At 37.1% G+C, this 16,949-nt stretch carries 13 protein-coding genes; 4 read left to right on the top strand and 9 right to left on the bottom strand.

The window, feature by feature from the left end; all coding sequences use genetic code 11:
• The first annotated feature begins 206 nt into the window (after nucleotides 1-206).
• Complete coding sequence (locus tag H4J62_RS01130) at nucleotides 207-764, top strand: DUF1285 domain-containing protein (protein WP_182180442.1); 558 nt, start codon at nucleotides 207-209, stop codon at nucleotides 762-764.
• A gap of 49 nt (nucleotides 765-813) precedes the next feature.
• Here H4J62_RS01130 and hemN read toward each other — a convergent pair whose 3' ends face one another.
• From hemN to H4J62_RS01095, 7 genes are all read right to left on the bottom strand, one after another.
• Nucleotides 814-2,184: an oxygen-independent coproporphyrinogen III oxidase gene (gene hemN / locus H4J62_RS01125; protein WP_182215385.1), complete on the bottom strand. Its 1,371-nt coding sequence runs from the start codon at nucleotides 2,182-2,184 to the stop codon at nucleotides 814-816.
• A 184-nt stretch (nucleotides 2,185-2,368) separates the two neighbouring features.
• The gene (locus tag H4J62_RS01120) at nucleotides 2,369-2,860 is read right to left on the bottom strand and encodes a DUF2489 domain-containing protein (RefSeq protein WP_182231310.1); all 492 of its coding nucleotides are present in this window, start codon (nucleotides 2,858-2,860) and stop codon (nucleotides 2,369-2,371) included.
• Nucleotides 2,861-2,869: 9 nt separating this feature from the next.
• The gene (yihI, locus tag H4J62_RS01115) at nucleotides 2,870-3,451 is read right to left on the bottom strand and encodes a Der GTPase-activating protein YihI (protein ID WP_182218156.1); all 582 of its coding nucleotides are present in this window, start codon (nucleotides 3,449-3,451) and stop codon (nucleotides 2,870-2,872) included.
• Nucleotides 3,452-4,224: 773 nt separating this feature from the next.
• Nucleotides 4,225-4,749: a VOC family protein gene (locus H4J62_RS01110; RefSeq protein ID WP_070375174.1), complete on the bottom strand. Its 525-nt coding sequence runs from the start codon at nucleotides 4,747-4,749 to the stop codon at nucleotides 4,225-4,227.
• A 126-nt stretch (nucleotides 4,750-4,875) separates the two neighbouring features.
• The gene (locus H4J62_RS01105) at nucleotides 4,876-6,693 is read right to left on the bottom strand and encodes a M61 family metallopeptidase (RefSeq protein ID WP_182218158.1); all 1,818 of its coding nucleotides are present in this window, start codon (nucleotides 6,691-6,693) and stop codon (nucleotides 4,876-4,878) included.
• A 124-nt stretch (nucleotides 6,694-6,817) separates the two neighbouring features.
• A complete protein-coding gene (gene purU / locus H4J62_RS01100) occupies nucleotides 6,818-7,678 on the bottom strand; it encodes a formyltetrahydrofolate deformylase (protein WP_182218160.1) in 861 nt (286 codons plus the stop codon).
• A 123-nt stretch (nucleotides 7,679-7,801) separates the two neighbouring features.
• Nucleotides 7,802-8,047 (bottom strand): VF530 family DNA-binding protein, encoded by a 246-nt coding sequence (locus H4J62_RS01095; RefSeq protein ID WP_182218162.1) that lies wholly within the window; start codon nucleotides 8,045-8,047, stop codon nucleotides 7,802-7,804.
• 162 nt (nucleotides 8,048-8,209) lie between these two features.
• Between H4J62_RS01095 and H4J62_RS01090 the strand changes: the two genes are divergently transcribed.
• Nucleotides 8,210-10,090 (top strand): methyl-accepting chemotaxis protein, encoded by a 1,881-nt coding sequence (locus tag H4J62_RS01090; protein WP_182218163.1) that lies wholly within the window; start codon nucleotides 8,210-8,212, stop codon nucleotides 10,088-10,090.
• 96 nt (nucleotides 10,091-10,186) lie between these two features.
• Here the strand turns inward: H4J62_RS01090 and H4J62_RS01085 are convergent, their stop codons facing one another.
• Together H4J62_RS01085 and H4J62_RS01080 are read right to left on the bottom strand one after the other, a co-directional pair.
• A complete protein-coding gene (locus H4J62_RS01085; RefSeq protein WP_070375171.1) occupies nucleotides 10,187-10,915 on the bottom strand; it encodes a glutathione peroxidase in 729 nt (242 codons plus the stop codon).
• A gap of 155 nt (nucleotides 10,916-11,070) precedes the next feature.
• Nucleotides 11,071-14,325 carry an ATP-binding protein gene (locus tag H4J62_RS01080; RefSeq protein WP_182218165.1) on the bottom strand — a complete coding sequence of 1,085 codons (3,255 nt, stop codon included), beginning with the start codon at nucleotides 14,323-14,325 and terminating at the stop codon, nucleotides 11,071-11,073.
• Between the two features lie 309 nt (nucleotides 14,326-14,634).
• On the opposite strand from H4J62_RS01080, the gene hutG reads away from it, so the two are divergent.
• Both hutG and H4J62_RS01070 read left to right on the top strand, forming a co-directional pair.
• A complete protein-coding gene (hutG, locus tag H4J62_RS01075; protein WP_182218167.1) occupies nucleotides 14,635-15,426 on the top strand; it encodes an N-formylglutamate deformylase in 792 nt (263 codons plus the stop codon).
• 129 nt (nucleotides 15,427-15,555) lie between these two features.
• Nucleotides 15,556-16,917, top strand: coding sequence for a formimidoylglutamate deiminase (locus H4J62_RS01070; protein WP_182218169.1), 1,362 nt, complete (start codon nucleotides 15,556-15,558; stop codon nucleotides 16,915-16,917).
• The last annotated feature ends 32 nt before the right edge of the window (nucleotides 16,918-16,949 follow it).

Below are 16,949 nucleotides of genomic sequence, written 5' to 3'. Positions count from 1 at the left end.
TAAGGCGCGGAGAGTATATTGTATTTTTAAGCAGATTGACAAGAAAAATTTTTGCTTTTAAGCGTTTTATGGGCAACATTCTGCTTAACTGTACTTTTTGCTGATTATTAACTTAATTTTAGATGCTGTTTTACTAATGTCTCCTCATACTGTATTTTTACCTTAGGTATTAAAATTACTATCCAGCGGATAATTTGGCGGTATAAATGTCACTAGACAAAATTTCTGAACAATTAAATAAGCTAACACCAGGTAACACTAAAAAATTACCGCCGATAGAATCATGGAACCCACCGTATTGTGGCGAAATTGATCTACAGGTCAAAGGTAATGGCGACTGGTTTTATGGCGGCACAATATTTAAACGGTTATCGTTAGTTAAACTTTTTGCTTCGGTTTTATTAAGAGAAGTCGCTGGTGATCGCGACGAGTACTTTTTAGTGACACCCGCTGAAAAAGTTAAGATTATCGTTGAAGACGCCCCTTTTGTATTAACGCAATGGGCTTGGCAAGATGATAACAAATCAATAATGACGGTTAGTACCAATGTAGATGACGAGTTCGTGCTTGATGAAACTCATCCGTTAACGATGAATGCTAACGGCGAATTATATGTATTAGTGCGTCGTAATTTATTGGCAAAAGTTCACCGTAATGTTTATTACCAATGGGCCGATTTAGCACAAGAAGAGGTTACAGAAAAAGGCGTTGAATTAATTTTTTCAAGTGCTGACCACAAGTTTAGTTTAGGAAAAATTGATTAAATTTCTCACCTTTATAGTTATTTATTATTTATAAAGGTGAGAGTTCCGCTTAAATTACCCGCGAGAAGCGCTGTTGGTTAACGTGTTGTTTCATATAAGCATCAAAACTCATGCAAATATTACGAATCAACAAACGCGCTTTCTGATCTACTTTAATAAAATCAGCCGTATTTTCAACCAAACCATCACTGATAAAAGTTTTCAGTAGCGGTAAATCTTCAGCAAAATATTCTGCAAAATCGATATCGTACTTTTTACTGATCTGATGTTTATCAATATATAAATTACACATTAATTCACGAATAACTTCGCCACGGATCACGTCATCTGTTGATAAGCTAACCCCTTTCACTTGTGCATTTTTTCTAGTATCTATCGCTTTATAATAGGCTTGCAATTCTTTAATATTTTGACTGAAAGAAGTACCGATATTACTAATAGAAGAAACACCTAATCCTAACAAGTCACAACCACCCTTTGTAGTATATCCTTGGAAATTACGGTGTAGGGAACCCTCTTTTTGTGCAATAGAAAGTTCGTCATTAGGTTTAGCAAAGTGATCCATACCAATGAAATCGTAGCCAAATCCACAAAGCTTTTCGATGGCAAGTTTCATTAAGGCAAATTTTTCTTGCACGCTGGGTAACCATTCGTCACGTAATTTACGTTGGGCAGCAAATCGGTTTGGAATATGTGCATAGCTAAACAATGAAATACGGTCGACATCCATCTCATGAGCTTTGTTAAGCGTTTTTGTAAAGGTTTCTATAGTTTGGTGAGGCAAACCATAGATCAAGTCGATATTAATTGATTTGAAGCCCACTGCCTTTGCATGGGCAATAAAGTCGCTAATAAATTCGGTTGATTGCACACGATTAATTGTTTCTTGTACTTTTTTGTCAATGTCTTGTACGCCAATACTTAGACGATTAAAACCTAAATCAAAGAGGTGTTCGGCAAGGTTCATTTCAATTTCACGCGGATCAATTTCTATACTCATTTCTACATGTTCAGCAAAAGTGAATTTTTCTTTTAATAAAGAGACTAATTTTGTGATTTGGATATGGGTTAAAAAGCTGGGTGTGCCGCCACCCCAATGGAGTTGTTTAACGGTGTAGTCAGTAAAAAATTCAGCTCGTGAACTAATTTCTTCCGCTAAAAACTCTAAGTAGGTATCGGCCTTGTCACGGTGACGGGTAATTACTTTATTACAGCCACAGTAGTAGCAAAGGCTATGGCAAAAGGGAATATGTACATACAAGGACAATTCACGGTTGGGTGAATCTTTCACTGCTTGGATGAAATCTTGTTCAGAAAATTCATCATGAAATTCTAATGCCGTTGGATAAGAGGTATATCTAGGTCCACTGGTATTATATTTAGACAGTAATTTAGGGTCAAAAAATTGATTTGCTTGCATGGTTGGTTACCGAGTTAGCCATTACTTATATACGCGTTATCAATCAAAATATAGATTGAATGGTAACGGGTATATGCTAAGCAACAGTTTAACAATGCAAACATTAACAATATTGATCGAGCGCAACAAAGCGTTATTAACTTAGTAAAAAGTTAACTTGGTAAAAAATTAACTTGGTAAAAAATTAACTTGCTAGCGCACTCATACGTTCTTGGGCATATTGATGCAAAGAGATAACGTCAATATTTATCTGTGCGGATAAATCGCTCTCTGCTTTCATACGTTCAAAATCAAGTTTCATACGCTCATTTTTGGCAAGTTTCTTTCTTGCATCAAGAATAGGCATATGTTTAATTTTATCATAAAGTTCAAAGACTGCAGGAAACTCTGCTGACAAACCACTGCTCAACTTTAAAGAATCGAGCAATACACTCAATCGCCAACAACCCTCAGCGATATCACATTGCTCTTCTTTCATTGCGTGGGCAATAATCACAACACTACTAAGGATTTTACTATCGTGCTTTGCTAAGGCAATTTTTTTATCTTGCTCTGCCTGTTTTATTTTAGCTGTTTGCGCTTTTAGCTGGCTTAATAATTTCACCGCATAAAAAGCAAGCGCAGCAATAATAATTACTCCGCCAACTAGTATATAAATCCAAGGAGTTGAAAACATGATAAAGCCTTATTCGAATTTTGACAGGTCGCTGTTGTCAAATTTATCCCAAAGATCATCACCTGATTTTGCTTTGCTAGCCGTTTCAGGTGATTCGTCATCTTCATCTTCTATGCCGAGTATCTCACGTAGCTGTTGATGACGTTCCATTTTTTCATTGAAATAATCAACATCTTCGTTACTTAGCGAAATATCTTCATCTTGCTGGGCAAGGATACTTTGCAAGCGGCTATCTTCTTCAATAGCGAAGAGTTCTTGTTGTAATGAGGTATCAGCTTCAACAACACGAATAGCAGCAATTGGAGAGTTATCTGCTTTTACTTTGTTTTTGGCTTTAAAAGGTTGCACCGCCGCTGTTACCGGTCCGCCAAGATCTATTGGTTTTTTACTACCAATGCGCGGATCTTTCTTTTCTGTAGGTAAGTGAGATTCTTTACCTGCATCAAAAGCTTCTTTTTGTCGGTTGCCGGCTTGCTTTCCTGTTTTCTTCTTTGGTTTTCTATCAACAGGAACTAGGGCTTTTTTCTTATCATCTTTTACTGCGCCGATAGGACCATTGCCTTGTTTTCTAGATTTTTTGGTACGAGACATAAAATAATTTCGTTTTTAAATTCAATGGTTCTATTTTACGTTATATTGTAGGAAACAGCGATAGTGTTTTTCATGATTAATTTTCAGACATAAAAAAACGATGAACAAGTCATCGTTTTCATCAAACTTTAAGTGGTTATCCTAACCTATTAGCAATTCCGTTTATAAGCTTTAACGTATTATTATTTTTTATGTTGCGTTAAATACTCGGTTCATTTTTTATCGGTCATCCTGACACTTTATTGGGTTGTCCTTATCGGTCTATTGACCTAAATATTAACAATCATCCTGATATTAACTTAATCATCCGTATTCTTTAAAAGTAACCTCTCATAAGAGAAGGTTAAGGCTTTCCGTGCAATTCAATCCATTTTGTTATTTGGCTACAAAGTAGCTGGACAATACTTTACCTTAGTTTATAAATGTCGCAAGTTATAAATATACATTTATTTACAATTCATTGAGTGTAAAAGGTTAACTTATTGTTTTTAAAGTCTATTGATTTATTTAAAAGTTAATGAATGGTAAAAATATGTTTTCTCTATGGTTAATGTCTTACATAAATAATCACAAATAGAGTACATTGTTACGCTCGCTTTATATACGAAACCCTTCGTTTTATGTACTAATGTCCTATTTCGTTCAGTTAATGAGAGAAATTTGTTGTGATTTTTAGGTTATACCATGTGCGCAATAAACTAAGCTAAATAGAAATAATAGCTTAGTTTTATTTATTGGATATTGTTTGACCATTAACGAGGGGCAAAATAGTTTTATTCATGTAACCAGGCCGCGTGTTTTGGTGCAACTTTAGTTACAGCCCACTCTTCAATCATTAAAGGAGCAACCCTTTTTAATTCTTTCATTTGTTCAACTGTACCGGTATTCGCTGCTAATTCTAAGCGATGACCACTCGGGTCAAAGAAATAAATTGATTTAAATACACCATGATGAACTGGGCCTAATACATCAACACCTTTACTTTGTAACTCTTCTTTTGCGGCGACAAGTGCATCAACATCTTCAACTTCTAATGCGATGTGCTGTACCCATGTTGGTGTGTTTTCATCTCGGCCCATGGTTGGAGAATTAGGAATTTCAAAAAAGGCTAAAACATTACCCATGCCCGCATCTAGAAATATGTGCATATAAGGGTCTGGTGCCTTAGTTGACGGTACCTCATTTTCAGCAATGGCTACCGTTAGCTCCATGTTCAAATGTTCTTTGTACCAATCAACAGTAACTTTTGCATCAGTACAACGATAAGCGACGTGGTGAATTCGTTTCATTTTGATCATTTTAAACCCTTAATATTCTAGTTTTGAAAGCAATAAGGTTATTTTTGCACAAAGTAACTTTTGTTACTAGTTTGTGGGTTTTTAATTACACTAGCGTTTTACTTTTTTGTGGCAAAAAATTTACAGTTAATTTTTACAGCGCCATTTTTTGCTAAGCGTGCTGTCCACTTCTGTAATAGCGATGGCCGCCAGTGGTGAATCAATAAAAACAATGTGACCGGTCATTAACTGATCATCACGAAAATAGTGGCAGGTTAGCTCAGTATTTTCTGGTAAATGATCAGCCAGTTGCTGCAACGATATTTCAGTCACTTTGATATTATTTACGGCAAGTAAAATATCGTTAACTGCCAAGCCGGCTTCAGCTGCAGGAGAGTTTTCAATAACCTGAGTAATCTTCACGCCTGAAGGTAGCGCGCTATATTGTGCACCGATATAAGGAGAATAAGCGTTATTGTCAGTAGTCTCTAAGCTATTAAACTTCTTGAACTTTTGAGCAGTAAAGGCAATACCTACTTGCTTAAGTAACGGAGCTAATTCAATACGTTGAGCATTGTTAAGTAAGGCTTGAAAAGCCACTGTAATATCGTCATTACAGAGAATATTGGCAATGTTTATAAAGTCTTCCTCACAGGTACCAATATTTGTTCTACCAAAATGTATCCATAATTCACGCATTAATGTGTCTAAGCTGTAGACACCTGCTGACTTTTCTCTAATCGTTAAATCTAGCCAGAGTGCAATTAAAGCGCCCTTAGTATAATAACTAACAATATTATTTACGCCATCTGGTCCTTGTTGATAAAACTTGGTCCAAGTATCAAAGCTGGAGTCGCTGACACTTTGTTTTAATTCCCCTTTACCCCGGTATACTCGGGTAGCTGTCTTAGATAATTGCAGTAAATAGTCTTCAAAACTGATCAATCCACTGCGAAACAATGAAAAATCATCATAATAAGACGTGATGCCTTCATAGGCCCACAATTGTCTCGTGTGAACTTCGTGCTGTAAGTTGTAGGGAATAAATTCTTTCGGTTTAATGCGGCATACATTCCAAGCGTGAAAGTATTCATGTGAACATAAGCTGAGAAAAGTTTGATAATTTTCAGACGTTTCATCAGGTCTATTAGAGTTGGGTAAATCAAAGCGACTGGCTTGTAAAATTGTCGAGTTTTTATGTTCAAGCCCACCAAAACCGCTGCCTAACAAATGGGTAATGAACCAGTACTCTTTAAAAGGGACCTCACCAAATAAGTTAATATGATGCTGGCAAAGCTTAGCTATATCTCGTTTTAGGCGCTCCCGATCACCAAAATGTTGGCTAGTAAAGACTAAGTGATGGGTAACACCTTCGACAACAAATTCAAAAGCATCGAAGTGACCAATGGCAACAGGACAATCGATAAGTTCTTGATAGTCTTTAGCAATATAATCACCTAATTGATATTTATCAGTGCCTGTAGCGCGTGTTAAACCCGTGGCAACTCGCCAACTATTTAACTGTGGCGACGATTTAGTCGTTAATTCTTGTGGTAATGCAATAGTTAACTGACAGCGTTCATCTGGCAATTCTTGCACTTGTAAAAAAGTTGAACTGCCATTAAAAAAGCCACGTTCACTGTCTAAGTAAGCGGTGCGTACCGATAAATCAAAAGCGAATACTTGATAACATATTGAGGTAGTGACACTTGTTGCGGTAAATTGCCAAGTTTGTTTATCGGTTTTATTCAGCGCAATTGTCTCAGTATTTTGAGCTGCTTTTTGATCGCTGTTATAAGCGCTAATTTCCGTAATATTTTTTGCGAAGTCACGGATCATATAGCTACCCGGTAACCAAGCGGGTAGCGATAAATGGTAAGTCTTACCCACTTGTGTGGCAAAAGAAAGCGTAACCAAAAATAAATGACTGTTTAGATTTTGAGGCGTTATTTGGTAGTGGATCATCGGAAAAGACAACTAATTAAGACAAAAGGTTATGGCTTAATGTAGCAGAAATAGTGAATGAAAACAGTAAAGCACCCAGCGTATTGGGTGCTTTACTCGTTACGTTTACCTTATAAATTAACCGCTAAAGTAAAATAACTGTTTTGCCCTGATTCAAACAGACACGTTGCTCGGCATGCATTCTAACCGCATGAGACAATGCTGTTGCTTCAATGTCGTGACCACTATGAACCATCTGCTCTATCGTCAGGCTATGGTTAATGGCTTTTACTTCTTGCACAATAATAGGTCCTTCATCTAAGTCACTAGTGATATAGTGGGCGGTTGCGCCAATCACTTTCACACCACGTTGGTGGGCTTGATGGTAAGGTTTTGCGCCTTTAAAGCTGGGTAAAAAAGAATGATGAATATTAATAGCTCGACCTTGCCATTGTTGACAAAAATCATCAGACAAAATTTGCATATAACGCGCAAGCACTAATAAATCTGTTTTGTAATTTATTAATAAGGCTTGTAGTTCACTTTCTTGTTTCGCTTTTGTCGAAGAAGAAATAGGTAAGTGATGAAAAGGAATTTTATGCCAATCAACTAAAGCTTGGCAGTTCAGATGGTTTGAAACCACAGCAGCAACATTAATAGGTAAAACACCGGCTTTAACTTTAGTTAATAACGACACCAAGCAATGGTCATCTTTAGATACCGCGATAACGACATTTGGAAAATCATCACGTTCTCTTAATTGAAAGTTCATCGCAAGCGGTTGGGCTAATTCGGCTATGGCTTGACGGAATTGTGTAATTGAAACGGTTAAGTTTCTGTCATCAAATGCGATACGCGAGAAAAAAATAGAGGTATACGGGTCGCTGTACTGTGAGGTTTCAGTAATAAAAGCGCCGTGTTGATAAAGGCTCTGAGAAACTTTTGCTAATACTCCTGAAGTATCAGGGCATTGCCAAGTTAAAATATAGTGATTAATGGGTTTCATACCTGACTCCAAAAAATAATGAATATGGAGTCAGTGTGACAGGTTTTTAATCAAGCAATTAGTTTATTGCGCTATAAGCTAAAATTTTTATTGAGTATGAGTGGCTTGCGAGATTATTGACCGCTATTTTTTTTCATCATTTGCTTGATGCACTTTATGATAATTCTTGATAAAAAGTGCTTCAACTTTTTCACGTGCCCATGGCGTTTTACGTAAAAATTTTAAGGTTGAATTGATACTAGGATCCTCAGTGAAGCATTTAATTTTTATTTGTTGACTAAGCGCAGGGTAACCAAAATATTCAACAAGTTCGGTAACAAGTGCTTTTAAGGTAATGCCGTGTAATGGGTTGAAAGGTTGATTGTCCATAAGAGTAATTAGCGATACTATCAATAAAAATATAGCGTTATTTTATCAGATTAATTTTGAAGTTGCTTTCAAAAGATTAAATGCAACGGGAAGTTGGATCTAGATATTTCCAGTGCTATGGTAATGCCATGAAGTTAGCTAATAAAGTAAGAGAGATCATCAGTGATTAAATTAAAATTTTCCCATAAAATTATTATGGTGACTACGGTATTATTACTAATAGCCTTGTCGGTATCTACATCAATTAATTATATATTCTTAAAAGATCACACCCAAAAAAATCTTAACAATGCCATCGATGAAATAGGCCGTTCGGTTTCTGGAAATATTGCTAACTGGTTAACGAATCGTCTACAAATAATCGATGCAGTGGCGCTTAATATTACTGACATTAATAGTCATGAAGAAATTTTTCATGCGGTTCAGCAAGCAGTAAAAGCCGGGAAGATGAAAAATACCTTTGTTGGACTAGCCAGTACCGGCGAATTTATTCTTGATGATTTAACGATACAACTCCCAGAAGGTTTTGATATTCGTCAGCGCCCTTGGTATTTGCTTGCAAAAGAAGGACGTAAGTCTTCTTTTACTGAAACTTATATAGATGCCACGACGGATCAAAAAGTATTGACTGCTGTAGCGCCTATTTTGAAAAATGGACAATTTGTTGGTGCAGCAGGAGGTGATATTTTTCTAGATGAGATTTCATCGATTCTAAATGAAATTGATTTTCTTGATTTAGGCTATGCCTATTTAATGACTTCAAAAGGGAAGATTCTCAGTCATCCTGATGTGAAATATGTCGATAAAGATGTGAGTGAATTATTAGGTCAAACACCGCCATTTTCGAGTGACTTAAATGAGATTAATAATAACACCATAGTTTCATTTATCCCCATTAAAGGCATTGACTCGGTTAACTGGTATGTAGGTGTCGTACTTGACAGCGAAAAAGCTTACCAACCCATGGTGAATTCGAGAAACATTGCCATTATTGTGGTTATAGCTAGCTTACTTGCAACGATTATTCTTATGCATTTATTGTTTAGCTATTTGATGAAACCTATTCATACCTTAAACCTTGCCATAAAAGGTATTTCTCGTGGCGACGGTGATTTAACCCAACGTTTATCGGTTGAGAGCCACGATGAGTTTGGTGAACTATCAGAAAACTTTAATGATTTTATAGAAACTATGCATCATTCGATGCGACGAGTTAAAGAGTCAGCGGCAAATTTAGAACAGCAGATTGGCCAAGTTCGACAAAGCTCACAAGTCGGTATTGATATGGCCGATCAACAGCTTAATCGTGGTGAAAGTGTATCGACAGCGGTAACCGAGTTAAATAACTCTTCACAAGAAATTTCGACTAACGCACTAACGGCTTCTAACTTAACATCAGGCATGCAAGCGCAGTCAAATGAAGGGCTGGTGGCACTCAATGAAAATATTCAGTCAATTGAACATTTGTCGAAAATAATGACGCAGTCAAGCGGCGAAATCGAAAAATTAAGCAGTGAAACTAAAAATATAGTCAGCATTTTAGATGTTATTAAAGGGGTTAGTTCACAAACTAATTTACTCGCGTTAAATGCCGCTATTGAAGCGGCACGAGCAGGGGAGCAGGGTCGAGGTTTTGCTGTGGTAGCTGATGAAGTTAGACAGTTAGCACAACGCACTCAAGAAGCGGCACTTGAAATCGAAACCATGATTGATAACTTAGAAACAGGCACCGACGCGGTGGTTATTTCTATGGACGAAAGTCAAAAAAATAGTACCAGTAGTGTGCAAAAAGCCAAAGTAGCCGACGAAAAAATGCAATTAATTATTCATATGTTACAACAGGTTGATAATGAAAATCATGCAGTAACTGAAGCGACTCAACAACAAGTTAATGTGATCAGATCAATTGATGAAGATATATTAAATTTGATGGATTTAAATCAGCAAGGCGTACAAAATTTACAGCAAACGCAGCAAGCTTGTGACAGTTTACAACAAGAATTCACCGGCTTAAATGATATAGTGGGTAAGTTTAAAGTTTAACGAGCAAGTGTAAAAAAAAGCTAGATAACGTGAGTTATCTAGCTTTTTTTATTGTATCGCCAACAATAAGTGTTGAGTGCTGGCTAATAATAAAGTTTAACCAAAGTAAGCGGCTAAATCTTCACTACCACCAATGTTTTTACCATCAATAAATACTTGTGGTACGGTATCTGAGTTAGTAATAGCACGGAACATTGAAGTATTTACGTCGCTACCAACGATCAATTCTTCAAACTTTAAACCTTGGCTTGTTAATAATGCTTTAGCCTTTTTACAAAATGGACAATCCGGCTTACTAAAAATTGTAATTTCTTGAGATTGTACAGCTTCAGGATTAATGTAATTGAGCATGGTATCGGCGTCAGATACTTCAAATGGGTCGCCAGGTAAATCAGGTTCAATGAACATTTTTTCTATAACGCCATTTTTTACTAGCATTGAATAGCGCCAGCTACGCTTACCAAAACCAATTTCTTTTTTATCAACTAATAAACCCATCGCTTGAGTAAAGTCACCATTGCCATCAGGAATGAAACTAATGTTGGCTGCGTCTTTGTCTTGTGCCCAAGCATTCATTACAAAGGTATCGTTAACAGAAATACAAACAATTTCATCAACACCATTAGCGTTAAATTTTTTCGCTAGTTCATTGTATCTTGGTAAATGTGAAGATGAACAAGTCGGTGTAAATGCGCCTGGTAATGAAAATACAATGACGGTTTTATTAGCAAAAATTTCATCACTGTTTCGACTTGCCCAACCATCGGCAGTAATAATAGGGAAAGTAGTGTTTGGAACTTGCTGTGTTTCTTTATTGGTAAACATAGTCACTCGCTTTGATTGATTTGAATCGATTAAGTGGCACTAGTATGGGTGAATAACTTGATTTAATAAAGTGATAAAAACAATTCACAATGATTGATTAAAGCGATTGATAATAAAAAAATTAATCTAGATTGATGATGAAAGAATCACATGACTTATGACAATAGCCAACGTTTAATTTCTTCGGTCATTATATCTAGTTGTAAATAAAGGTGGCTAGCAGATGCTTTTATATCTTTACTATTTTCAACCCTGGCTTGCTGGCTAACCTCATTGAGCGTTTTAGCTATTTCAGGATGGGAAAAATACCGTGTACTGCCTTTTAGCTTGTGAGCAAGTGCTTGTATATATTTATGATCAAAATTCTCGGTGGCGCTTAGCCACTGCTTTTTTTCTTTTTGCCATGAAGCGATAAAAAGTCGACCAACATTTTTACTCAGTTCGATGTCGTGCTCATTATTTTTCAGCAGCATGTCTAAATCAAAAAGGCTGAAATTTTGTTTAGTTAAGTCGTTTTTCTGTTGTTTCTTTAATAACTGTCGATAAGCATTGTTGAGCTTGTTGGTTATTTCTTCCTGTGGGCAAGGTTTAGCCATATAGTCATTGAAACCTGCAGCAATACACCTTTCTGCCGCGCCACTCAAAGCATCTGCGGTTACAGCAATTAACCAAAGCGGTCGGCTTTGCTCGCTTGCTGTTAACGTTTGAGCGAGTTCAAAACCATCAACATTTGGCATATGACAATCAGATATAATAATGTCATAAGCCTGTTTTTCATGTAAATCTAAAGCTTCTTGGCCGTCGTAAGCAATATCGGCTTTAATATTTAGACGCGCAAGTTGCGCACAGAGTACTTTAACGTTTACTAGGTTATCTTCGGCAATAAGAATACGTAGATCTTGAAAACGGTTATCGTCAGCGGCATTAATTAAACGCGTATTACTGCGACGGTTATCGGTGGAACTTTCTAAAGTTGACTGTTTTAGCTTTAAGCTAAAATGGAAAGAACTCCCTTGGTTTAGCGTTGAATCAATCTTAATTTCGCTGCCCATCGCTGATATTATTTCTTGGCAAATACTTAATCCTAAACCCGTACCACCATATTTTCGCGTAATGTCGTCATCGGCTTGAATGAAGGGAGTAAATAAGAACGTTTGTTTTTCCGCCGCTATGCCCATGCCGGTGTCTTTTACTTCAAAATAAAGTGTGTCGTAGGTGTTTTTATTGATAACCTCACTGCTAGCAACCGTAACAATTAAATCGATTTGCCCTTTATCGGTGAACTTAATCGCGTTACTAAGCAAATTATTAAGCACTTGTGTAAAGCGTGTCGGGTCGGTTAAATAGCAGTGGCTTATTTTATTGTCTATGTGTAAGTTAATTTCTAATGGTTTGTGGTGTTCAATGTGATTGAAGCCACTAATAATATTTTTACAAAGTAAATTAAAATTCACTGGCACCGACTCTAAAGTCAGTTTGCCGGCGTCCATCTTTGAAAAGTCGAGCACATCATTGAGCAAAGCGAGTAAGTTGGTTGCCGAGCCTTGTAATGTTTCAAGTAAATCATTCTGCTCTTTATTTAAAGGTGTGAAAGCAAGGGCTTCTGCCATACCTAATACACCGTTCATCGGCGTTCTAATTTCATGACTCATCCGCGCAAGAAAAGTTATTTTCGCTTGAGCTGATTTTTCAGCTTCTATTTTTGCAGACTCAGCAATAGATAATGCATGTTCAATTTTTAGTTGGGCAAGTTTTCTGACCCTAAGCTGTCGATAATAAATCCAAAAAATAATCAGCCCAAAAAGCATAATAGCGACAAACAAATAACTAACATTTCGATAAGCATTAGCAATTTGTTTATCGGCATTATTTTCATGGAAAGCCGTTTGACTCCATTTTGCATAAAGTCTTTCGTAATCTGTGGCAGAAAGACTTTTAATGGTGCGATTAAGTAAGCTAATAATAATATCGTTACCGGGGTTACTCGCGAAAAAAAATTGAGCATTATCATTAAAGTTTATTAATGGTTGGCTAGTGAGATTTGAGAGTTGATTTTCTTTAACCAAATAAGAAGAAATCAGAGAGCCACCAATAAAGACATCAGATTCACCCAAAGATACTGAAGTAATGGCCGCATTCATCGAGTCAAAGTAATTAAGGTGCGCAAAAGGAAGTTTTTCTATTAGTAATTGGGTAGCATTAAAGTTATTAACCACTGCAACTTTTTTGTCACCTATGCCACTTAAGCCATCTATTATCGTGTCATTATGGCGATAAACCATACTATAACTGGCTTGCAAATAAGGCTCAGAAAAAATAAGCTTTTTCTCTCGGTCTTTATTGCGCTCAACCAACGGCAGTACATTAATTTTTTGCTGTGCTAAAGACGAAAAAATTTGCTCAATATTTTTTACATAAACAGGTTTATAGATAATACCGGTTCGCTCAGTTGAAAGCGTAAATAAATCAATGGTGAAGCCGCGCTCGGTAATGTGATTAAAGTTTTTAGTAATAATGTAGGGCGGAAAACCTCCAGACACCACCGGAAAGGAAAGTTGATTATGGTCAATAATAAAATCTTTTTCAGCAACAGATAAATTTGTAAAATAGGCGCCAAAAGTTAACGAGATATTTCCTTCATTTAAGGTAATGTATTTGCTATTCCATAACTCGGCTTGTTGTCGACTCACTGAGCGAATGCCATCGTTAATTTTATGCATCAAGCTTCTATTGTTTTTACTCACGGCAAAGCGAAAGTAAACTTCTGGTGCTTCATCTTCTGTAATATGAAAGTCACCACTGAGCTTATATTCGTTTAACTTTTCATTAAGTAACCAGGGTTTTGTTGCATATAAGGCATCATACTTTTGATAATCGCCAAGCAGTTTATCAATATCTTGATAATAATAACGTTCAATATGGCGACTAAGAAAATTTAAAGTTGACTGATCGTCAGAGTAGATACCTATTTGCAGACCATTACTTTTATTACTTTGAATGCGACGAAACACTTTTTGTTTGAATTTAGCATAGGGAATACTAAAAACTAAGTCTGTTTGATCTTGCTGGTAACGAGTAACGGCGACCACATCAATACTCTTATTAGCAAGCGATTGATAAGCCTTTTCTGTTGGCATGTAGCTAAATGATACTTCACGTTGATTATCTATTGCCCAAATCTGCCAATACTCTTTAAGAAAGTTAACCAGCAGTTGAAACTTCTCTCCAGAAGCTGCATTGATTGACGACCTATCAGGTAAAGCTATTCGAAGGGGTGCTTTATTGTGGGATAGTTGCTCTGCATAGGCACTAAAAGTGACTAACAAAATACTGCACAATAATGTGCGCTTAAGCCAAGTAGACAAGGGCCATAACATACTCTTTATATCGCTTATAATGTCATCATCCATGGTTTAAAACTTAGATTTTTATTTAAGTTTATCTATGAAGGCAGAAGTGAAGTATTAATAAATACACTCTATGCTATAAGTAGCAAACCAGCAAATTTTAATAAATAAGTGATTGATTTAATATAATGAAAATCAGATGTTTTTTAGGTAATACGATCTACTGCTGCCCGGGGGCTTATTAAATAAACCTTAGCGGCCAACAAGTAAAGCAACTAAAAAGATCAGCATCACAACGCAATAAATTTGCTTGCTACAGTAACAGCATGATAAATTACCCCTAAAGTTGTATATACAATTAAAAGGTTGAAGATGTCTAACACTTACACGTTAATAAAAGGTCGAATTCCATTGCTTATCAGCATGCCGCATAACGGTGAGGCTTTACCTGAATATATTGCCAATAAAATGACTGAACAAGGCAGGAAAGTGGCTGATACTGATTGGCATAAAGACAAGCTTTACGCGTTTGCTCAAGCGCTTGGTGCGTATATTATTATGCCCAAATATAGCCGCTATGTCATTGACCTAAATCGAGATCCAGCAGGTGTTGATTTATACCCTGGTGCCAACAGTACTGAATTGTGTCCGACGACTTCATTTGACCTTGCGCCACTTTACCTTGAAGGACAAGCACCAGACAAAGATGAAATATTACATCGAGTAACCACGTATTGGCAGCCTTATCATCAAGCATTAAAAAGCACTCTAGCTGACATACAGAATGAATTTGGTAAAGCCGTTTTACTAGAGGCTCATTCTATTTTGTCGACCGTGCCGAGATTTTTTGAAGGCCAATTACCCGATTTTAATTTTGGTACCGCTGATGGTAAAAGCTGCGCGCCTGAATTAATCACTGCACTACAAAAACTTGATTACTCACCTTATAGCATGATCACTAACGGGCGGTTTAAAGGCGGCTTTATTACCCGAGAGTATGGTCAACCGCAAAAAAATATTCATGCGGTACAGTTAGAGCTTTCACAACGTACTTACATGAGTGAGCCCAGTCCAGAATATAATGAAGCGTTGGCAAGTGAGGTTATTCCTAAGCTTAAACAGTTAGTAGAAACCTTGATTAAGTTTTCACAACAAAAAGCCTAGTGTAAGTGTGCTCGTATGAATGAGTCGCGGTAACTATTTTCTTAGCCGTAGTCATTAATCAGTGGTGAATAGGCAAAGGCAGTAAATGTAGATTGGGTTTTACAACAAAAATTAGCAAAGGTATTTTCGATGAAGTTATTTGCAGAACGTATTTTATTAAGCAGCGGTTGGCACACGCAGCAAACATTAACCATAGAAAATGGAGTGATCACCGCAATAGCATCAGGCCATATTGACGGCGCTGAGCAAGTAGGGGTTGTTATTCCTGGTATGGTTAATTGCCACTCCCATGCTTTTCAACGTGCCTTTGCGGGTTTCAGTGAACAAGGTAGTGAAGGGCAAGACAGTTTTTGGACATGGCGAAGCATCATGTACAAATTTATCGATCAACTGACGGTAAACGATGCCGAGATAATTGCCCGACAGCTTTATATTGAAATGCTTAAAATGGGTTATACCCGTGTTGCAGAATTTCATTATTTACATCATGAAATTAATGGTGAAAACCATGATGAACTTGCTGCCATGGCAAAAGCCATTTTTAAGGCCAGTCAGCAATCAGGAATTGGTTTAACATTATTACCGGTACTTTATCGTTTCAGCGGCTTTGGTCCTTTACCGGCAAATGACGGCCAAAAGCGCTTTATTAATTCAGTAGAACAATTCAATCAACTGGTCAGTGACTGCTTTGCCTTAAGTGCTCATTATCAAAATACCAATGTTGGCATTGCGCCTCACTCATTAAGAGCGGTTGACAAAACGTCGTTAGAGCAAGCGGTAAAGCATGTTCGTAGTTTAGATAATAAAGCGCCAGTGCATATTCATATCGCTGAGCAGCAAAAAGAAGTCAATGATTGTTTAGCGCATTATGGTCAACGTCCGGTGGAATGGTTATTAAATAATGTCGCATTAGACCCGCAATGGTGTTTAATTCATGCAACACATATCAATGAACAAGAACGCCGAGGAATTATTGCCAGTAAAGCGATTGCAGGAATTTGCCCAACCACTGAAGCAAATCTAGGTGACGGTATTTTCCCCACCAGTGAATTTTTAGCAGAAAATGGTACCTTAGCGATTGGCTCTGACAGCCATATTTCAGTGAATCCTATCGAAGAGTTACGCTGGTTAGAATACGCACAACGCTTAATTAAGCAACAACGTGCTATTTTAGCAACAGAAAATCAACCTTCAGTGGGTCGTAATTTGTGGCAACAAGCAGCCTTAGGCGGCGCTCAAAGTACAAATAGCAATACCGGTGAGTTAGCGATAGGTAAACAAGCGGATTTACTGGTACTTAATGCCAAAAAAGTGGCTTTGTTTGCTCACCACGACCAACACTTATTAGACAGTATGATTTTTGCAAGTCAGCATAATATGATTAACGACGTTATGGTCAATGGCCACTGGGTGATTAACGGCGGTGTTCATCACCTAGAGCAAGAGTCTGAACAAGCATTCTCTAAGCTATTGGCCAGTCTTTCTGCTTAGCATTAAACTGTTATCGCGCATCTAAGTTTTAG

Source organism: Colwellia sp. BRX8-5 (assembly GCF_014077325.1).
Taxonomy (GTDB): domain Bacteria; phylum Pseudomonadota; class Gammaproteobacteria; order Enterobacterales; family Alteromonadaceae; genus Colwellia_A.
Note: the sequence above shows the minus strand (reverse complement) of the source record. Positions and strands in the feature narration are given on the sequence as shown.

Coding starts and splice junctions, on each gene's coding strand:
- H4J62_RS01130 (WP_182180442.1), top strand. CDS start 207: ATGTCACTAGACAAAATTTCTGAACAATTAAATAAGCTAACACCAGGT.
- hemN (WP_182215385.1), bottom strand. CDS start 2,184: ATGCAAGCAAATCAATTTTTTGACCCTAAATTACTGTCTAAATATAAT.
- H4J62_RS01120 (WP_182231310.1), bottom strand. CDS start 2,860: ATGTTTTCAACTCCTTGGATTTATATACTAGTTGGCGGAGTAATTATT.
- yihI (WP_182218156.1), bottom strand. CDS start 3,451: ATGTCTCGTACCAAAAAATCTAGAAAACAAGGCAATGGTCCTATCGGC.
- H4J62_RS01110 (WP_070375174.1), bottom strand. CDS start 4,749: ATGATCAAAATGAAACGAATTCACCACGTCGCTTATCGTTGTACTGAT.
- H4J62_RS01105 (WP_182218158.1), bottom strand. CDS start 6,693: ATGATCCACTACCAAATAACGCCTCAAAATCTAAACAGTCATTTATTT.
- purU (WP_182218160.1), bottom strand. CDS start 7,678: ATGAAACCCATTAATCACTATATTTTAACTTGGCAATGCCCTGATACT.
- H4J62_RS01095 (WP_182218162.1), bottom strand. CDS start 8,047: ATGGACAATCAACCTTTCAACCCATTACACGGCATTACCTTAAAAGCA.
- H4J62_RS01085 (WP_070375171.1), bottom strand. CDS start 10,915: ATGTTTACCAATAAAGAAACACAGCAAGTTCCAAACACTACTTTCCCT.
- H4J62_RS01080 (WP_182218165.1), bottom strand. CDS start 14,325: ATGGATGATGACATTATAAGCGATATAAAGAGTATGTTATGGCCCTTG.
- hutG (WP_182218167.1), top strand. CDS start 14,635: ATGTCTAACACTTACACGTTAATAAAAGGTCGAATTCCATTGCTTATC.
- H4J62_RS01070 (WP_182218169.1), top strand. CDS start 15,556: ATGAAGTTATTTGCAGAACGTATTTTATTAAGCAGCGGTTGGCACACG.